Raw genomic sequence first — 16,920 nt, 5'->3', positions numbered from 1 at the left:
GCTCCTCGGGATCGGCAGGTGGCTCAGTGACGGGGCCGGCTCTGCAGCGCTGCGGCCGCGGCCCGCCGGCGTTCCGGGTCGCTCGACTCCAGCTCGCTCTCGATGCGCTTGATCTCATCTTCGGTCTCGGCCGGGTACCGGTCGATGACCGTCCAGACGTCCGGGGCCACATCCCGGCCCGCGCAGACCCGTTCGAGCACGAAACCCGCCACCATGCGGGCGGTCCGAGGCGTGGCCCGACGGGTGATGGCCGGAATCCGCTCCAGCGGCACCTCCATGAAGACGCACTTCATCAGCACCTGGCCGACCTCGTCGTCGTCGAGCCTCTGCACGATGGAGGGCTGGGCGCAGGCCGTGACCAGACGGGGATCGTTGCTGCGGAACGCATCCCGGGCCAGGGCGACCAGCGCATCGTCGGCGTTGAGCTGCTCGGCCGAGTGGAGAATGGCCAGACGCTCGTTCACATCGCCGTAGCGGTACAGGCCGGGTATCTCGGTGCGGTCGGGCAGCGCCGCCAGCAGCCGGATGCGCGCCTGCTCGTGCCCCGCCCCCACCTTGCGGGTGACCATCGGGAAGAGCCGGCGGATGGTGGCCGGTTGCAGCGTGACCTGCCGCAGGGCTTCGTCGAGCCAGACCTCGGCATCGGTGGCGATCATGCACCCTCACTTCGTCGTGGTGGCGTTCTCGGCTGCCTTCAGGAACTCGATCGAGCGGGGAACAGTGGTGTGCGCAGTGTGCGAGTGCCGCGAAAGTTCCACGGCTACCAGTCCTTCGAAGCCCTTTAGGGCATCCAGCGCGGGCGGGAAGTCGACATCGCCCTCACCGAAGTCCAGGTGCTCGTGAACACCCCGGGGCATGTCGTCGATCTGCACGTAGAACAGCTCGTCCCGAACGTCTTTGACGACCTCGGGAATCGGCTGCGGCTCGGTGACCAGGCAGTGCCCGACGTCAAGAGTGAGCCCGAACAGGGGGTGGCCCAAGGTGTCCCGCAGCCGACGCCAGTCGTCCACCGAGGCCACCAGCATGCCCGGCTCCGGCTCGAAAGCCAGCTTGACCTGTAGGGGCTCGGCCGTGAGCAGTACCGCCTCACACCCCTCAACCAGCCGCTGCCAGGCCGTTTCGGCGCTCACCCCCGGCCGCCGCACCCCCGACCAGAACGAGACGGCCTCGGCTCCCAGGTCGGCCGCAACCCGCGTCGCGATCCGCAGGAACTCCACCCGCCGCTCCCGGCCCTCGTCACTGAGCAGCGTGGGCTCGTGCTTGCGCCGGGCGTCCAGCACGAACCGGGCCCCGGTCTCCACCACCACCGCCAGCCCCAGATCGCGAAGTCTGTCGGCGGTGACGGCTACTCTTCGAGGCAGATCAGGACCGAAAGGATCCAGGTGATGATGATCCAGACTCAGCCCCACCCCGCTGTAGCCGTGGTCGGCCAGCATCCGCAGGGCATCGTCCAGCCGATGGTCCCCCAGCCCGTTCGTGACGTAGGCGTAGCGCAACCCCATCACGTCACCCGCCTACGCCGCGCCAGCATCCGGCCCGCCCGCCACACCACCAGCAAACCCGCGCTCGTCCCCGGCCTTCCCGTCGCCGCCGTGAGCGCACTCTGCAGCGGGATCATCCCCATCACCCCGGTACCCACGATGCGCTGAACGTTTTGGGGCGAAGGATCCTGAGCCGCGGCCCATGAGGCCCGCACCGAAGGGACGGCGTAGACGGCGGTAGCCAACACCGCGAGCCCCAGCGAAGCCACGCGCCCAGATGAGCTGGGAGCCAGCTCCACCGGCGGAGCGCCACTCATGTTCAACTCAGCCCCCACCCGCAGAGCCTCACTCCCACGCGAAGCCTCACTCCCACGCGAGACCCCTCCTACTTGCGTAGCCTTACCCGCTTGCTTGGCCTTACCCGCTTGCTTGGCGACATCCGCTTGCTTGGCGACATCCGCTCGCGCGGCCCCACCCGCATGTGTGGCCCTACCCGGTCGCGCGGCCCCACCCGCTTGCGTGGCCCCACCCGCTCGCGCCGCTTTACCGAAGCCCAAGGTCCCACCCACACGGGAAGCCCACCCCGCAGGCGAACTTCTCCTCGCAGGGGCGACGTCACTCCCTTGTGCGGCCCTGCCCATGACCGAGGCCCCACCCACCCAGGAAGACCCACCCACTCGCGCAGCCCTACCCACGGCCGAGGCCCCACCCACCCAGGAAGACCCACCCGCCCGCGCAGCCCTACCCACGGCCGAAGCCCCACCCACCCAGGAAGACCCACCCATTTGTGGGGCGCTGCCCGCGGCCAAGACCTCGCCCGGAGCCCCACCTGTACGCGAGCCGCTACCCGTTGGCGAGACCTCACCTACATGCGAGGCCCTACCCGCAGACGAGACCTCGTGCACATCCGAAGCCCCGCCCACTTGTGCGGCCCTGCCCACGGCCGAGACCCCACCCACCCAGGAAGACCCATCCCCTTGTGGGGCGCTGCCCGCGGCCAAGACCTCGCCCGGAGCCCCACCTGTGCGCGAGCCGCTACCCGTTGGCGAGACCTCACCTACATGCGAGGCCCTACCCGCAGACGAGACCTCGTGCACATCCGAAGCCCCACCCGCTGGCGAGGCCCCACCCACGCCCAACGCCTCGCCTAGACGCGAAGCCCAACTCACACGCGAATCTCTACCCACTGAGCGGATCGCACCTACTCGCGTGCCCCTCCCCCCGGCCGAAACCTCACCCACTTGCGAGGCCCGGCTCTGCTCCACCTGCGTGGCCGGAGGTCGCGTGGTGCGAGCGGCCGTGAGCAGGGTGGCGGCGGCGATGGCGGCGGTGGAGGCGGCCGAGGCGTGGGCGAGGGCGGGGGTGCTTCCCCCCACCTCATCTCGGCTCACCCTCGTGATCACGTAGGTGTGGGCGGCGACGAGGCTGGCCGGCCAGAGTCCGGCGCGGAAGCTGGGGCTGCCGCGTTGTACGTCGAGGAAGCGGCAGGCGGCCATGGCCCAGGGGCCGGCGGCGCTGTTCTTGGCTGCGAAATCGTAGGTCAGTACCGCTGTTCCGGTGGCCAGTGAGTAGAGGGCGGCGCGGCGGCCGGAGCAGGTCCAGGCCACCGCCAGGTCGGCCGCCAGCAGGCCTGCCCCTACGGCCAGGGCCTGGTTGCTCGAGATCCGGCCGGACGGGATGGGGCGGTGGGGGCGCTCGGCCGCGTCGATGTGGCGATCGGCGAAGTCGTTGAGCGCCATACCGGCCATGTAGGCCAGGGCTGACGAGGTCACTGCGGCGCTGGTCTCGCGCACACTGGGCGCTGCTCCACTGGCGGCGCCGAGCAGAGGGTCGCCGGGGGCGCTCAGTACTGCCGGCAGGCGCACCAGTTCGGCATAGGGGTTCACGCGCTGCCCTTGGCCCGGCCGGCCTGGTGACCTCGCATGGTGCGGCCCGGCCAGCCCACGTTGCCCGCCCCAGAGGTCTCGGCGGGAGCGGGAGCGGGAGCAGGGTCAGCCAGGTTCTGGGCCCAGGTGACCAGGCGCCGGAACTGGTGGTCCAGGCGGTGCTCGGTGCTGCCCAGTGGGTCCTTGAAGAAGAAGGCCAGCTCGTCCAGTACGCCCACCCGGCCGTTGCGGTGGGCCAGGACGGCGAAGCGGGCCAGGTCGATCACCAGCGGTGCGGCCAGCGCCGAGTCGCAGCCCTGCCAGGTGATCTGCATGGTCATCGGGGTGCCCAGGAAGCCGGTGAAACGCACCTGGTTCCAGGCCGTCTTCCACTCGCCCATGTCCTCGACGTAGTCGATGTGCACCGGGGCCGACACGTCGGCCCCGAAGGTCTCGTGCACCGACCGGGCCTTCGAGGCGAGCTTGGCCTCGGCCCGGGCCGGGTCGGCCAGGGCCCGGCCGTCACCCCCGCCCAGCAGGTTCAGACCCGACCAGGAGGTCACCCGCAGGTTCCGGCTGCCGAACATCGAGGCCAGGGCGGTCTTCACCAGCGTCTCGCCGGTCTTGCCGTCACGTCCGGCGTAGACCGTGCCGCGGGCCCGGGCCAGCTCGTCGAGGGCGGGGATGGCCGCGCCCATGGAAGGCGTGAAGTCGATGTAGGGCAGTGCCGCGTCCAGCGCCGCGTAGGCGTAGACCGCGCTGGCCGGTAGCGGCTCGCTGCCCGCATCCAGGGCCCGGTCCAGCGCGGCGAGCGACTCGTGCACCGGCAGAACGGGCGAAACCGGTTCTGTGGAGGCGATGTTGACCACCACCACGGTGTCCAGGCCGTGCTGGTAGCGGAACGATCTGAGGTCGCGCTGGATCTGCTCGATCTCCGCCCGCCCGCCACCGCGCACCCCGGGGCGCACCCGGGCGTCGATCGCCTCCAGGTCGGGGCGCACCAGGCCGAGGGCGAAGGCGGGCAGGACACCGGCCTGGACCAGCTCTTCGGCCCGGCCCTTGAGCGGCAACTCGGCCAGGTCGTGCCCGCCGATCACGAAGTCCCGCAGGGGCGCCAGCCCGACGCCCTCGAATTCGGCCAGCTCGCTGACCATTCCGACCCTGGCCGCCGCACCCGCCTCGGCCGAGAGCAGCGCGAGCCCCGCGCTCACGGTGGTTCCGATCGAACCTCTGGCACCGATCAGCCACAGCCCGACGGTCATTGTCGGCACCTCCCCGGCACAGCACCGGGTCACCTGCGACGCCGATGTCCGTCAAAAAGGTAACAAGCCGGACGCGAGGTGACAACACTTGATGTCACAGAATCACAGCGGTGGGTAATTCTTTGTTCAGTCGCTGATCAAAGATGCCCAGCCAGGGACCAAAGCGGCGTCAGTCGTCGGCGCGGGCCAGAGCCAGGAACGGGCCGAGGGCCGCCGGGTCGGCCAGCGCGTCCCGGCTGACGGCTCGTTCCACCGGCACCCCGGCCAGGATCTTCTTCACCGGCACCTCGCACTTCTTGCCGTTCAGCGTGCGGGGCACCACCGGAATCCGGATGAACCGGTCGGGTACGTGCCTCGGGGACAGCTGGGACCGCAGGGCCTGACGCAAAGGCTGTTCGACGTCTTCAATCAAGACACCTGGAGCCACCACCAGGAAGCACAGCAGTTCGCCCTCGGTGGCCGCACCGAGCTCGGTGGTGTCGATCACCAGCGAGTCCGCCACCTCGTCGAAAGCCTCGACCACGGCGTAGAAATCGGCGGTGCCCATGCGAACCCCACCACGATTGAGTGTGGAGTCGCTACGGCCGTAGATCACGAACGAGCCCCGCGGCGTGGCGCGCACCCAGTCGCCATGCCGCCACAACCCGGGGTAGGTGCCGAAATAGGCCTCCTGCAGACGGGATCCGTCTGGATCGTTCCAGAACGAGACCGGCATCGAGGGCATGGGCCGGGTGATCACCAGTTCGCCGACCTCGTCGCGCAGATCCTCGCCGTTCTCGTCGAAGGCATGCACATCGGCCCCGAGCGCCGCGCAGGACAGCTCTCCCAGCCAGATCGGGACCGTCGGGGAGCTACCGAGAAAGGCCGTGCAGACGTCGGTTCCGCCCGAGACCGAAGAGATCCGGATGTGTTCACCGACTTCCGAACGGATCCAGCGGAAGTTCTCGACCGACAGCGGCGATCCGGTCGAGCCGATGGTCTCCAGCGCGCTCAGATCGTGCTCGGCGCCCGGGTGGATCCCTGCCTTCACCGCAGCCTGCACGAAGGGGGCGGAGACACCGAAGAGCCGAACCCGGTACCGGGCGGCCAGTTCCCACAACCGGGACGGGCCGGGGTAGGCCGGGCTTCCGTCGTAGAGCAGGATCGTGCTGCCCGCGAGCAGACCGCCGACCAGAAAGTTCCACATCATCCAGCCGGTGGTGGTGTACCAGAAGAACACGTCACCCGGGCCGAGGTCGTGCTGGAGCCGGACGGTCTTCAGCTGCTCCAGCAGGATCCCGCCGTGGCCCTGCACGATGCCCTTGGGCAGACCGGTGGTGCCGGAGGAGTAGAGGACCCACAGCGGGTGGTCGAACGGCACCTGCTCGAAGGCCAGTTCGCCGGGCTGGGAGACGAACTCGGCCCAGCTCACCTCACCGGCCTCGCGCACCGGCTGGGCGTTCTGGTCGAGGTAGGGCAGGATCACCGTGCGCTTCAGCGAGGGCATGCTCTCGCGGAGAGTGGTCACCGTGTCGCGGATGCTGTAACTCTTGCCGCCGTAGAGGTATCCGTCCACGGCGAGCATGACCTTGGGCTCGATCTGGGCGAACCGGTCGGTGACGGCCCGGGCCCCGAAGTCCGGCGAGCAGCTGGACCAGATCGCCCCGAGCGAGGCGGTGGCCAGGAAGAGCACCAGGGCGCCGATGCCGTTGGGGGCGAGGGCCACCACCCGGTCCCCCTTGCCCACGCCGGCGGCCACCAGTCCACCCCTGGCCCGCCCCACCCAGTCGCGCAGCTCGGCGTGGGTGAGAGTGCGTTCCACCCCGTCTTCCCGCACGAAAATGACCGCTTTGTCGGTGTCTTGGCGACCCGGGCCAGGAGTCAGCGCGTGCTCCGCGTAGTTCAGCCGGGCCCCCGGGAACCACTGCGCCCCCGGCATGGCGGCATCCGGAAGCACCCGCACGGCAGGCGCACTGAATCGGACGCCCAGGTATTCGGCGGCAGCGGACCAGAACTCCTCGAGGTTCTCGACCGACCAGCGGTGCAGCGCCGGGTAGTCCAGATCGCCGATGGTGACGCCGCGGTGGGGCTCCAGCCAGCGGGTGAAGGCCGCGATCTGACTGCTGCGCGCAGCCTGGGGATCGGGACTCCAGAGTGCTTCCGGGCCGCCGTCAACCGGGTGCACAGCCATCTCACAGCCTCCTCGCTCGGATAGCACCTCACCCTAGGGCCCTCTAGACTCCGGGCGATATGGCAGAACATTCGCAGAACGGGTGGCCCGTCCTGTCGAGCAACCGGCTGACCTGGTTCTCAGCGGCCGGGGGCCGGTTCGCCGCGGCCGACGCCGACGTGGCGTTCCTGGCCGCCTACCTGATCCGCTGCTTCGACGCCGAGGTGGAGAAGGTCGAGGGCCGGGTGCTGGACGACTGGTCGTGGGCCCCCCGCAACGTGCGGGGCTCGCGGTCGGTGATCAGCAACCACGCCAGCGCCACCGCCTGGGACCTGAACGCCCTGAAGCACGTCCAGGGCGCCCGGGGCACCTTCACCCGCAGCCAGGTGGACAAGGTGCACGCGATCCTGGCGCGGATCACCGACGGCCGCGGTCACAAGATCTTCCGCTGGGGCAACGACTACGTCAACGCCACCATCGACGCCATGCACTTCGAGATCAATGCCTCGAAGGCACAGGTCAGGCGCGCCCGCGCGGTGTTGCAGCAGCGACTGGAGGAAGAGGAAGACATGAAGTGGACCGACCAGATCAAGCTCACCGCCACCGACGCCAAGATCTGGGGCAAGCCCTACAAGACGGGCTCCAAGGTGACGTTCGGGCTGATGGTCCGTTACCCCACCCTGGCCCGTAAGACCCAGGCCGACCTGGCCGCCTTCGCCGCCGCCTCGGCCAAGCGCGACGCGGCCATGAAGGTGCAGCTGGACACCCTGATCGCGGCCGTGGCCGCGTTGTCCACCGGTTCGGCGCCCGAGGTCTCCAAGGCCTTCGCCGACGGCCTGAGCGCGATGCGCGCCGAGGTGACGCGGATCGATGCCGAGGTGAACGCGCTACAGGGCACCGACGTCACCGACGAGGACATCGCCGCGGACGTGGATGCGGCGATCGCCGAGGCCGAGGCGGCCGAGGCAGCCGAAGAGTCCGTCGACGTCACCGAGCGGGCCACCAGCAACGCCTGAGCATCCCGCCTCCTCGTGACCTGGCCCGGTCACGGGGAGGCGGACGTGCCCGGCCCTTCACGGGTGGGATAGAACTGTCACCCATGAAGAGAGGCCTGCCCGCGTCGTGCTGACCGTGCACCGCTGTGCGGACGGCACCGGCCTGGCCCTGGCGCTGGCCGGCCTCCTGGCCGAACCGCTGGAAGACCCGTTCGCCGTCGAGACGGTGGCCGTTCCCGCCAAGGGCGTGGAGCGATGGCTGACCCAGCGCCTCTCGCACGTTCTGGGCACCGGCACCGCCCCCACAACCGGCACTCCCGCTGCACCCGACGGGGTGTGCGCGAACGTCAGTTTCCCCTCGTCCACGGCCGTGCTGGAACGGGCCCTGGAGGAGGCGTCCGACCAGATCGCCCGGTCGGTGCGGGCCTGGGCCCCGGACCGCTCGCGCTGGTCGCTGACCGAGGTGATCGACGCCTCCCGGGCCGAGCCCTGGTGCGCCCCGCTGGACCGCCACCTGAAGGCCGGTGAACAGGACACCGGGCGGCGTCTGGCGGCCGCCACCCGGCTGGCCCGGCTGTTCGACGAGTACGGCAACGCCCGGCCGGGCATGATCACCGCCTGGGCCCAGGGCCGGGACGAGTGCGGTGACGGCCGGCCCCTGCCCGACGACCTGCTCTGGCAGGCCGAGCTCTGGCGGCGGCTGCGGGAGCGGCTCGGGGTGCCGGCCCCGGCCGAACTCCTCGACGAGGCCTGCGCCCGGCTGCGCGACGAACCGGCCACGAGCACGCTGCCGCAACGTCTCTCGGTGTTCGGCGCCAGCCGGCTGTCACCGCTGAAGATCCGGGTGCTGGCCGCCCTGGCCGAGCACCGCGACGTCCATCTGTGGCTGCACCACCCCTCCCCCGCCCTGTGGGAGGTGACCAGTGGGCTCGATCCGGCGGCCCTGCCCCTGCGCCGCAGCGACGACCCGGCCCGCACCCGGGTCCGGAACCCGTTGCTGGCGTCGATGTCCCGCGACCTGCTGGAACTGCAGCAGACCCTGATCCGCTACAGCCCGCAGGCCGGGCACCGCGAGCACCCGGCCCCGGAACCGCCCGACACCCTGCTCGGCCGGCTCAAGCGGGACCTGCGCCGGGGCGAGGTGCACGACGTGCCCGAGCGCCCGGTGCTGCATCCGGACGACACCAGCATCCAGGTCCACTCCTGCTACGGCCGGGTGCGTCAGGTGGAGGTGCTGCGGGAGGTCGTGCTCGGCCTGCTGGCCGACGACCCCACGCTGGAGCCGCGCGACATCCTGGTGATGTGCCCCGACGTGGAGGCTTTCGCGCCTCTGGTGACCTCGGCCTTCGCCCAGAGCGACCAGGCCGGGCAGTTGCGGGTACGGGTCGCCGACCGCTCCCCGCGCCAGACCAACGCGCTCTTCGACCTGCTCGGGCTGCTGCTCGAACTGGGCACCGCCCGGATCACCGCACCCCAGGTGCTCGACCTGGCCGGGCGCGAGGCCGTGCGCCGGCGCTTCGGTTTCGACGACGACGACCTCGCCCGGCTGCGGGACTGGCTGGTGGGTGCGGGAATCCGCTGGGGCCTGGACGATGCCCACCGGCAGACCTGGCACCTGCAGTCGATCCAGCAGGGCACCTGGCGGGCCGGGCTGGACCGGCTGCTGCTGGGCGTCTCGGTGGAGGGTGACACCGAGCAGCTCGGCGGGGTCATCGGCCTGGACGACGTGGACAGCGCCGGCATCGACCTGGCCGGCCGGCTGGCCGAGCTGATCGACCGGCTCGGGGCCGCGCAGGAACTGATGTCCGGCCGTCACCCGATCGCAAAATGGCTCACCGGGCTGGAGAACTCCGTGCTCGACCTGGGCGCCACCGACCGCAACACCGCCTGGCAGGTGAACCAGCTGCGCTCGGAACTGTGGGACGTGGCCGAGGCCGCCGCCGACAGCCAGGCCGACTGCAGCCTGGCCGACGTGCGCAGCGTGCTGGCCGACCTGCTGGCCGGCCGGCCGACCCGTTCCTCGTTCCGCACCGGCACCCTGACCGTGTGCACCCTGGTACCGATGCGCTCGGTGCCGCACCGGGTGGTCTGCCTGCTCGGCCTGGACGACGGCAGCTTCCCGCGCCGGGCCGACCCGGACGGCGACGACGTGCTCGGTCGCGACCCGTGGGTGGGTGAGCGCGATCCGCGCAGCGAGGACCGGCAGCTGTTCCTGGACGCGGTGTGCGCGGCCCAGGAGAAGTTGGTGATCACCTACTCCGGTTCCGACGACCGCACCGGCGCCCCGATCCCGCCCGCCGTGCCGCTGGGCGAACTGCTCGACGCGGTGGACCGCTCCTCCTGGCTGGACGACCGGCGGGTGCGTGACCGGATCACCGTGCGGCATCCGCTGCAGCCGTTCGACCCGCGCAACTTCACCGACGGGGCTCTGGGCCGCCCCGGACCGTTCAGCTTCGATGAGCCCGCGCTGGAGGGCGCCCGGGCGCTGACCCGGGAACGAGTCCCCAGCGGCCGGTTCGTGCCTGCTCCGTTGCCCCCGGCCGGCACGGACGACGTGGCGCTGGCCGACCTGCACCGGCTGCTGCAGCACCCGGCCAAGGGTTTCCTGCGCCAGCGTCTGCAGGTCAGCATGGCCCTGGCCGACGAGGAGCCGGACGACGCCCTACCGGTCGAGCTGGACAACTTGCAGCAGTGGAAGATTGGCGACCGGCTGCTGCGGCAACGTCTTTCCGGTCTGAGCCCGGCCGACTGCATCGCTGTGGAGTCGCACCGCGGTCTGCTGCCGCCGGGCGACCTGGGCCGCCTGCTGCTGACCCGGGTGGGCCGGAAGGTCGAGGACGTGATGCGGGCCTCCACCCTGGAACGCGCCGCCGCCCCCGACTCCCGCGACGTGGACGTGCTGCTGCCCGACGGCACCCGGCTCACCGGCACGGTCGGGGACGTGCGCGACTCGACCGTGCTCACCGTCACCTACTCCCGGCTGGGTCCCAAGCACCGGCTCGGATCGTGGGTGAACCTGCTTGCGCTCACCGCCACCGACCCCGCCCCGGGCTGGTCCGCGGTCACCGTGGGGCAGGGGCCCCGGGGTGGTGCGGCGCGCAGCGTGTTCGAGCCCCTCGACCAGGAACTGGCCCGGCTGGCCCTGGCCGAGCTGGTCGGCCTCTACCGCGCCGGGCTGAGCTCGCCCCTGCCGATCACCTTGAAAACGTCTGCCTCGTACGCCGAACGGCGCCTGCGAGGTACCCGGCACAAGGCTGCCGAGGGTGAGGCGGCGAGGCTGTGGCACGCCGGGAAGACCCGGCAGGGGCAGCGGTTCGACGGTGAGCAGTCCGAGCCGGAGCACTGTCTGATCTACGGCTCCGAGGTCGACTTCCCGGTGCTGCTGGCCGAGCCGCCGACGCCGGACGAGCAGGGCGAGGGCTGGGTGGCGGACGAGCCGCACCGGTTCGGGCGGGTCAGCCGCAGACTCTGGGACCGGCTGCTTACGCACGAACGGCTGGAGGGCCGATGAGTTCGTTCCCCGGCCAGCCGATCCTGAGCCGGCAGACCCCGTTCGACCTGTTCGGGGAACTGCCCGAAGAGGCCACCACGATGCTCGAGGCCAGTGCCGGCACCGGTAAGACGTTCACCATCGCCGCCCTGGTCACCCGCTACGTGGCCGAGGGCCTGGCCCGCATGGACGACCTGCTGGTAGTCAGTTTCAGCCGGGAGTCGACCCGGGAGCTGCGCGAGCGGGTACGGGAACGGCTGGTCAGCGCACGCGACGGGCTGGCCCTGGCCGACCCCTCGATGATCGACCCGAACGACCGGGTGCTGGTGCACCTGGCCGACACCGTCGACGAGGCCCGGCGCCGGCGCCGGCTCGAACGGCTGGAGATCGCCCTGGCCGCCTTCGACGCGGCCACCGTCACCACCATCCACGGCTTCTGCCAGCAGGTCCTGACCACGCTGGGCACGAACGGCGACCACGACCCGGGCACCGTGCTGGTGGAGGACATCGGCGACCTGGTGCGGGAGGTGGCCGACGACCTCTACCTGCGCAAGTGGGGCTTCCCGGGGGCGGGCACCCCCGACCTCGGCCAGGCCGAGTTCCACCAGCTCGCGATCGACGCCGTGGCCGAGGCGGCCGACCTGGTGCCCGATCCGGGCGTGGGTGGCACCCCCGGCCTGCGGGCCCGGATCGCCCAGGCGGTGCGGGCCGAGGTGGAACGACGCAAGCGCCGGCTGGGCGTGTTCGGCTACGACGACATGCTGACCCGGCTGGCCGGCACCCTGACCGATCCGCAGTCCGGGCCGGCCGCCTGCCGAAGGCTCCGGGAGCGCTACCGGTTCGTCCTGGTGGACGAGTTCCAGGACACCGATCCGGTGCAGTGGGAGATCATCCGCCGGCCGTTCCACGGCCACTCCACGCTGATCCTGATCGGCGACCCGAAGCAGGCCGTCTACGGTTTCCGCGGCGCCGACGTGCAGGCCTACCTGAACGCCTTCGAGAGCGCCGAGACCGTGCGCACCCTGCCCACCAGCTACCGCAGCGACGCCGCGCTGCTGCGGGGACTGGACACGCTGTTCCAGGGCGCGGCGCTCGGCGACGAGCGGATCCGGGTGCAGCCGGTGCAGGCCTTCCACCCCGGCCCGATGGTCACCGTCGAGGGCAGTCCGGCGCCGGTGCGGCTGCGGGTGCTGCCGCGCGACGCGGTCGCCTCCACCCAGCAGAGCGATCTGCCGCAGGCCCCGCTGGCCCGCGACGCGGTGCAGAAGGACCTGGTGGCCGAGGTGGTCCGGCTGCTGTCCGGGGCGGCCCGGGTACAGCCGCGCGACGGCTCGCCCGAGCGTGACCTGCGTCCGGGAGACATCGCCGTGCTGGTGCGGGCCAACTATCAGGCCCAGGACGTCAGCGCCGGGCTGGCCGCGGCCGGTGTGCCCGCCGTGGTCACCGGCCGGACCAACGTGTTCAGCACCCCCGCCGCGCAGGAGTGGCAGCTGCTGCTGGAGGCGATGGAACAGCCGCACCGCACCACCCGGGTGAGGCGGCTGGCCCTGAGCTGCTTCGGCGGCCACACCGCGCCGGAGCTGGACCAGCAGGGCGCGGCGATCGACGAGGAACTGGCCCTGCGGCTGCGGGACTGGGGCCACCTGCTCACCGAGAACGGCGTCGGGGCGATGTTCGAGACCGTCGCCCGGCAGACCGGCCTGCAGCGGCGCCTGCTCGGGATGCCGCGCGGCGAAAGGCTTCTGACCGACCTGCGGCACGTGACCCAGGCCCTGCAGGAGGCTTCGGAGACCAGCCGGCTCGGCCTGAGCGGGTTGTTGCTGTGGCTGCGGCACCGTCAGGAGGAGGCGGCCGGCTCGGAGGGGGCGCTGGAACGCAGCCGGAGGCTGGAGTCGGACGCCGCCGCCGTGCAGGTGATGACCGTGCACACCAGCAAGGGCCTGGAGTTCCCGGTGGTGCTGGTGCCGTTCGCCTGGAACCAGAGGGGATCGTCGCGGGACGACGTCACGGCGGTCACCTTCCACGCGGACGGCCGACGGTTCAAGGACATCGGTGGGCCGGGCTGGAAGGACTGGGGGCGCCACGTGGAGGCCGCCGACGCCGAGGACGCCGCCGAGGAACTACGCCTGACCTACGTCGCCCTCACCCGGGCGCAGTCGCACCTGGTGCTGTGGTGGGCCCCCACCCACAACACCCGAACCGCGCCGCTGCACCGCATCCTGTTCAACCCCGACCCGGAACAGCCGGTGCCGCAGAGCGTACGGGTGCCGAGCGATCCGGGTGCCCTGGCCGACTTCGAGCGTCTGGCCGGACGCAGCGGCGGCACGCTGGCCGTCGAGCTGATGCAGCCCCGCCGTCCGGAGCAGTGGGAACAGCCCGCACCACAGGCAGTTCCACTCCGAGCAGCGACCCTCGGACGGGAGCTCGACCAGGACTGGCGCCGCACCTCGTACAGTTCGCTGACCGCGTCGGCCCACGAGAACCAGGGCTCCTCCAGCGAACCGGAGGTGGCCCTGAAGGACGACGAGGGCCCGGACGAGCTCGCCCCTGGGCCACTGGACGACGGTCCCGACGAGCCCCTTCGCCGGATCGCGTCGGCCTGGAACGACCTGCCCGCCGGGGCCCGCTTCGGCACCCTGGTGCACGAGGTGCTGGAACTGGCCGCCGACGCCGGCAACGAGGACGAGTTGCGCACCACGGTCGCCGCCCGGGTGGCCCGCTCCGGACCCGCCGTCGACGTGGAGACCCTGGTGAGCGCCCTCGTCCCGGCCGTCTCCACCCCCCTGCACCTGAATCAGCTGACACTTCGGGACATCGACGCGCGAGACCGGCTCTCCGAACTCGACTTCGAACTCCCCCTGGCCGGTGGCGACGATCCGGTGACCACCCGCGTCCTCTTGTCGGATCTGGTTCCGCTCTGGCGCCACCACTGCCCACCGGGCCAGCTGCTCAGCCGCTACGCCGAGGCCCTGGACGACCTGGAGGCCGTGCCGCTGCGCGGCTACCTGACCGGAAGCATCGACGCGGTGCTCCGGGTGCACTCCGATTCCGGGCCCCGTTTCGTGGTGGTCGACTACAAGACCAACCGGCTGGGCACTCCGGACGAGCCGGTGACGGCCTGGCACTACCGGCCCAGCGCGATGGAAGAGGCAATGATCGCAGCCCACTACCCGCTGCAGGCCCTGCTCTACGGCGTTGCCCTGCACCGCTTCCTGCGCTGGCGCCAGCCCGGCTACGACCCGGCCCAGCATCTCGGTGGCGTGCGCTACCTGTTCCTGCGCGGCATGTCCGGACCGGACGTGCACAGCGAAGACGGCACTGCCCCGGGCGTTTTCTGCTGGGAACCACCCACCGCGCTGGTCACCGCCACCTCCGACCTCCTGGCCGGCCGGTCGTGACCGCCGCACTGAAGGACGAACCGGGCCACCCCCACCGCATCGCGGTGAACGCCACCGGCCTGCTCGGCGACTTCAACCGGGCGGGCATCCTGACCGCGGCCGACATCCACGTGGCCCGGCGCCTGGGCGCTCTGGGCGGCGAACCGGACGAGGCGGTGCACCTGGCCGTGGCCCTGGTGGTGCGCTCGGTGCGGCACGGTTCGGTGGTGCTCGACCTGGCCTCCGCGGCCGGGACGATCAGCCCGGACGACGAGGACGAGGCCGAGGAGCCCCTGGAACCGGCCGTCACCCTGACCTGGCCGGAACCGGGTGAGTGGGCGAAACGCTGTGCGGTGAGCCCACTGATCGGCGGGCCGCTGCGGATGACCGGCTCGAGTCTGTGGCTGGCCCGCTACTGGGAGCAGGAGCAGACCGTGGCCGCCGAACTGCTGCTGCGCGGCGCCGACCGCCCAGCCGACCTGGACGAGGAGGTGCTGCGAGCCGGCCTGCAACGACTCTTCCCCCAGGCCGAGTACGCCGACCAGCAACTGGCCGCCGCCGTCTGCGCGCTCTCCCGGGTGGGGGTGCTCGCCGGTGGGCCGGGAACCGGCAAGACCACCACCGTCTCCCGCCTGCTCGCCCTCCTGCGCGAGCAGCACCCGGAGTACCGCATCGCCCTGGCCGCCCCCACCGGCAAGGCCGCGGCCCGGCTGCACGAGGCTGTGCGTTCCTCCACCGCCGACCTGCCCCCGGCCGACCAGGCCCGGCTGGGCGCCGATCTGTTCGCCACCACCCTGCACCGGCTGCTCGGCTGGCGCCCGGACGCCCGCAGCCGGTTCCGCCACGACCGCACCAACCGCCTGCCGTTCGAGGTGGTGATCGTGGACGAGAGCTCGATGGTCTCGCTCACCCTGATGGCGCGGCTGCTGGAGGCGCTGCGCCCGGCCACCCGGCTGATCCTGATCGGCGACCCCGACCAGCTGGCCTCGGTCGAGGCCGGGGCGGTGCTCGGTGACCTGGTCGACCGCTCCCGGCTGAACCACCGCACCGAGGACTTCTCCGCCGTCCTGCAGCGCGTGCTCCCCCAGAACCAGCCGGGCGAACCGGTTCCGGACACCCCGACGGCGCGTTTCCGCAACGGAGTGAGCACCCTGCTCTCGACCCGCCGCTTCGCCGCCGGTGGCGACATCGCCGCTCTGGCCGCGGCGATCCGCGACGGAGAGGCCGACCGGGCCGTGGACGTGCTGCACTCCGCCTCCGAGGCCGTGGAGTTCGTCGAGCTGGCCGATCAGGAGCGTCCCGGCCCGCACCAGCTGGAGCCGATCCGGGCCGAGGTCCGGGCCGGAGCCGCGCAGGTGATGGCGGCCGCCGCGGCCGGTGACGGGGTGGCCGCCCTGGCCGGCCTGGAACAGCACCGCCTGCTCTGCACCCACCGGCGCGGGCCGCGCGGGGTTCAGTTGTGGAGCGACCTGGCCGCCGGATGGATCTTCGAGGACCATCCGGTGGTGCCGCGCAGCGACGGCCGCTACGCCGGGGAACCGCTGCTGATCACCACCAACGACTACGAGTCGGGGCTCTACAACGGCGACACCGGCGTGGTGGTCTCGAACCAGGACGGTTCGCTGACCGCGGTTTTCGGGCGCGGTGGGGATCCGATACCGGTGCCGCTGGCCCGGCTGGGCGCGGTGCGCCCGCTCTACGCGATGACCGTGCACCGCAGCCAGGGCAGCCAGTTCGACCGGGTGAGCGTGCTGCTGCCGGCCGCCGCCTCGTCGCTGTGCACCCGTGAGACGCTGTACACGGCCGTCACCCGGGCCCGCCGGCACGTGCGGGTGATCGGCTCGGTGGAGGCCCTGCGCACCGCGATCGCCCGCCCCGCGGCCCGGGCCACCGGACTGCGCGGACGGCTCTCACCCGGAGCCTGACCTGCGCAGACGATAACACTTGCATTAACACATGGCATGGTAAATGCCCATAGGCGCAGCGCGAGTGTTCGGTCACACAATGATCAACTATCGGATTCCATAGTGCGCGTTTACTGTGAAGTACGTGTAAACCACACCGGGAATTCGGGAGTTGGCCATGAACAACGACGTTGCGCTGACCTCAGCAGCAGAATCCTTCCCCGGCTCAAACTCCGTCCCCCTCCTGGGTTCTGAGAGTGGCACGATGATGTCGTGCGACACCTGCAACCTGGTGGGTGGACCGTTCCCGGCCGCCGAGGCGGCCCATCTGCGGGCGATCCATGATCGCCTGCACCACGGCATGCTCTTCGCCGCCTGATCCTTTCCCGCCTCGTCC

Annotated in this window: 10 protein-coding genes; 5 read left to right on the top strand and 5 right to left on the bottom strand. The window is 71.4% G+C overall.

Translation table 11 applies throughout. From position 1 onward, the window contains the following. Positions 1-23: 23 nt before the first annotated feature. The 5 genes from QSK18_RS07150 to QSK18_RS07135 form a co-directional block, all read right to left on the bottom strand. Complete coding sequence (locus tag QSK18_RS07150; RefSeq protein WP_232813891.1) at positions 24-656, bottom strand: EboA domain-containing protein; 633 nt, start codon at positions 654-656, stop codon at positions 24-26. Between the two features lie 6 nt (positions 657-662). Then, positions 663-1,502, bottom strand: a complete 840-nt coding sequence (locus QSK18_RS07145; protein ID WP_285617346.1) for a sugar phosphate isomerase/epimerase family protein — start codon at positions 1,500-1,502, stop codon at positions 663-665. Then, positions 1,502-3,346 carry a UbiA family prenyltransferase gene (locus QSK18_RS35860; RefSeq protein ID WP_352396487.1) on the bottom strand — a complete coding sequence of 615 codons (1,845 nt, stop codon included), beginning with the start codon at positions 3,344-3,346 and terminating at the stop codon, positions 1,502-1,504. Before QSK18_RS35860 ends, QSK18_RS07145 begins: the two co-directional genes overlap by 1 nt. A gap of 17 nt (positions 3,347-3,363) precedes the next feature. Next, positions 3,364-4,608, bottom strand: a complete 1,245-nt coding sequence (locus QSK18_RS07140) for an inositol-3-phosphate synthase (protein WP_285617344.1) — start codon at positions 4,606-4,608, stop codon at positions 3,364-3,366. A gap of 169 nt (positions 4,609-4,777) precedes the next feature. Next, positions 4,778-6,778: an acetoacetate--CoA ligase gene (locus QSK18_RS07135; protein ID WP_285617342.1), complete on the bottom strand. Its 2,001-nt coding sequence runs from the start codon at positions 6,776-6,778 to the stop codon at positions 4,778-4,780. A gap of 59 nt (positions 6,779-6,837) precedes the next feature. Between QSK18_RS07135 and QSK18_RS07130 the strand changes: the two genes are divergently transcribed. From QSK18_RS07130 to QSK18_RS07110, 5 genes are all read left to right on the top strand, one after another. After that, a complete protein-coding gene (locus tag QSK18_RS07130; protein ID WP_232814580.1) occupies positions 6,838-7,773 on the top strand; it encodes a M15 family metallopeptidase in 936 nt (311 codons plus the stop codon). 106 nt (positions 7,774-7,879) lie between these two features. Then, the gene (gene recC, locus QSK18_RS07125; protein WP_285617340.1) at positions 7,880-11,263 is read left to right on the top strand and encodes an exodeoxyribonuclease V subunit gamma; all 3,384 of its coding nucleotides are present in this window, start codon (positions 7,880-7,882) and stop codon (positions 11,261-11,263) included. Then, positions 11,260-14,640, top strand: a complete 3,381-nt coding sequence (locus QSK18_RS07120) for a UvrD-helicase domain-containing protein (protein WP_285617338.1) — start codon at positions 11,260-11,262, stop codon at positions 14,638-14,640. The genes recC and QSK18_RS07120 overlap by 4 nt, the downstream gene beginning before the upstream one ends. Continuing rightward, the gene (recD, locus tag QSK18_RS07115; RefSeq protein WP_285617335.1) at positions 14,637-16,544 is read left to right on the top strand and encodes an exodeoxyribonuclease V subunit alpha; all 1,908 of its coding nucleotides are present in this window, start codon (positions 14,637-14,639) and stop codon (positions 16,542-16,544) included. Before QSK18_RS07120 ends, recD begins: the two co-directional genes overlap by 4 nt. A 157-nt stretch (positions 16,545-16,701) precedes the next feature. Continuing rightward, positions 16,702-16,902, top strand: a complete 201-nt coding sequence (locus QSK18_RS07110) for a hypothetical protein (RefSeq protein WP_232814584.1) — start codon at positions 16,702-16,704, stop codon at positions 16,900-16,902. Positions 16,903-16,920: the final 18 nt, after the last annotated feature.

The sequence above is a fragment of the Kineosporia sp. NBRC 101677 genome (assembly GCF_030269265.1).
Lineage (GTDB): Bacteria > Actinomycetota > Actinomycetes > Actinomycetales > Kineosporiaceae > Kineosporia > Kineosporia rhizophila.
The sequence above is the reverse complement of the archived record's forward strand: the minus strand, read 5'-3'. Positions and strand labels throughout refer to the sequence as shown.

Excerpts from the sequence above, each read along its gene's own strand:
- QSK18_RS07150 (WP_232813891.1), bottom strand. The coding sequence starts at position 656 with ATGATCGCCACCGATGCCGAGGTCTGGCTCGACGAAGCCCTGCGGCAG.
- QSK18_RS07120 (WP_285617338.1), top strand. The coding sequence starts at position 11,260 with ATGAGTTCGTTCCCCGGCCAGCCGATCCTGAGCCGGCAGACCCCGTTC.
- QSK18_RS07145 (WP_285617346.1), bottom strand. The coding sequence starts at position 1,502 with ATGGGGTTGCGCTACGCCTACGTCACGAACGGGCTGGGGGACCATCGG.
- QSK18_RS07110 (WP_232814584.1), top strand. The coding sequence starts at position 16,702 with ATGAACAACGACGTTGCGCTGACCTCAGCAGCAGAATCCTTCCCCGGC.
- QSK18_RS07135 (WP_285617342.1), bottom strand. The coding sequence starts at position 6,778 with ATGGCTGTGCACCCGGTTGACGGCGGCCCGGAAGCACTCTGGAGTCCC.
- QSK18_RS07140 (WP_285617344.1), bottom strand. The coding sequence starts at position 4,608 with ATGACCGTCGGGCTGTGGCTGATCGGTGCCAGAGGTTCGATCGGAACC.
- QSK18_RS07130 (WP_232814580.1), top strand. The coding sequence starts at position 6,838 with ATGGCAGAACATTCGCAGAACGGGTGGCCCGTCCTGTCGAGCAACCGG.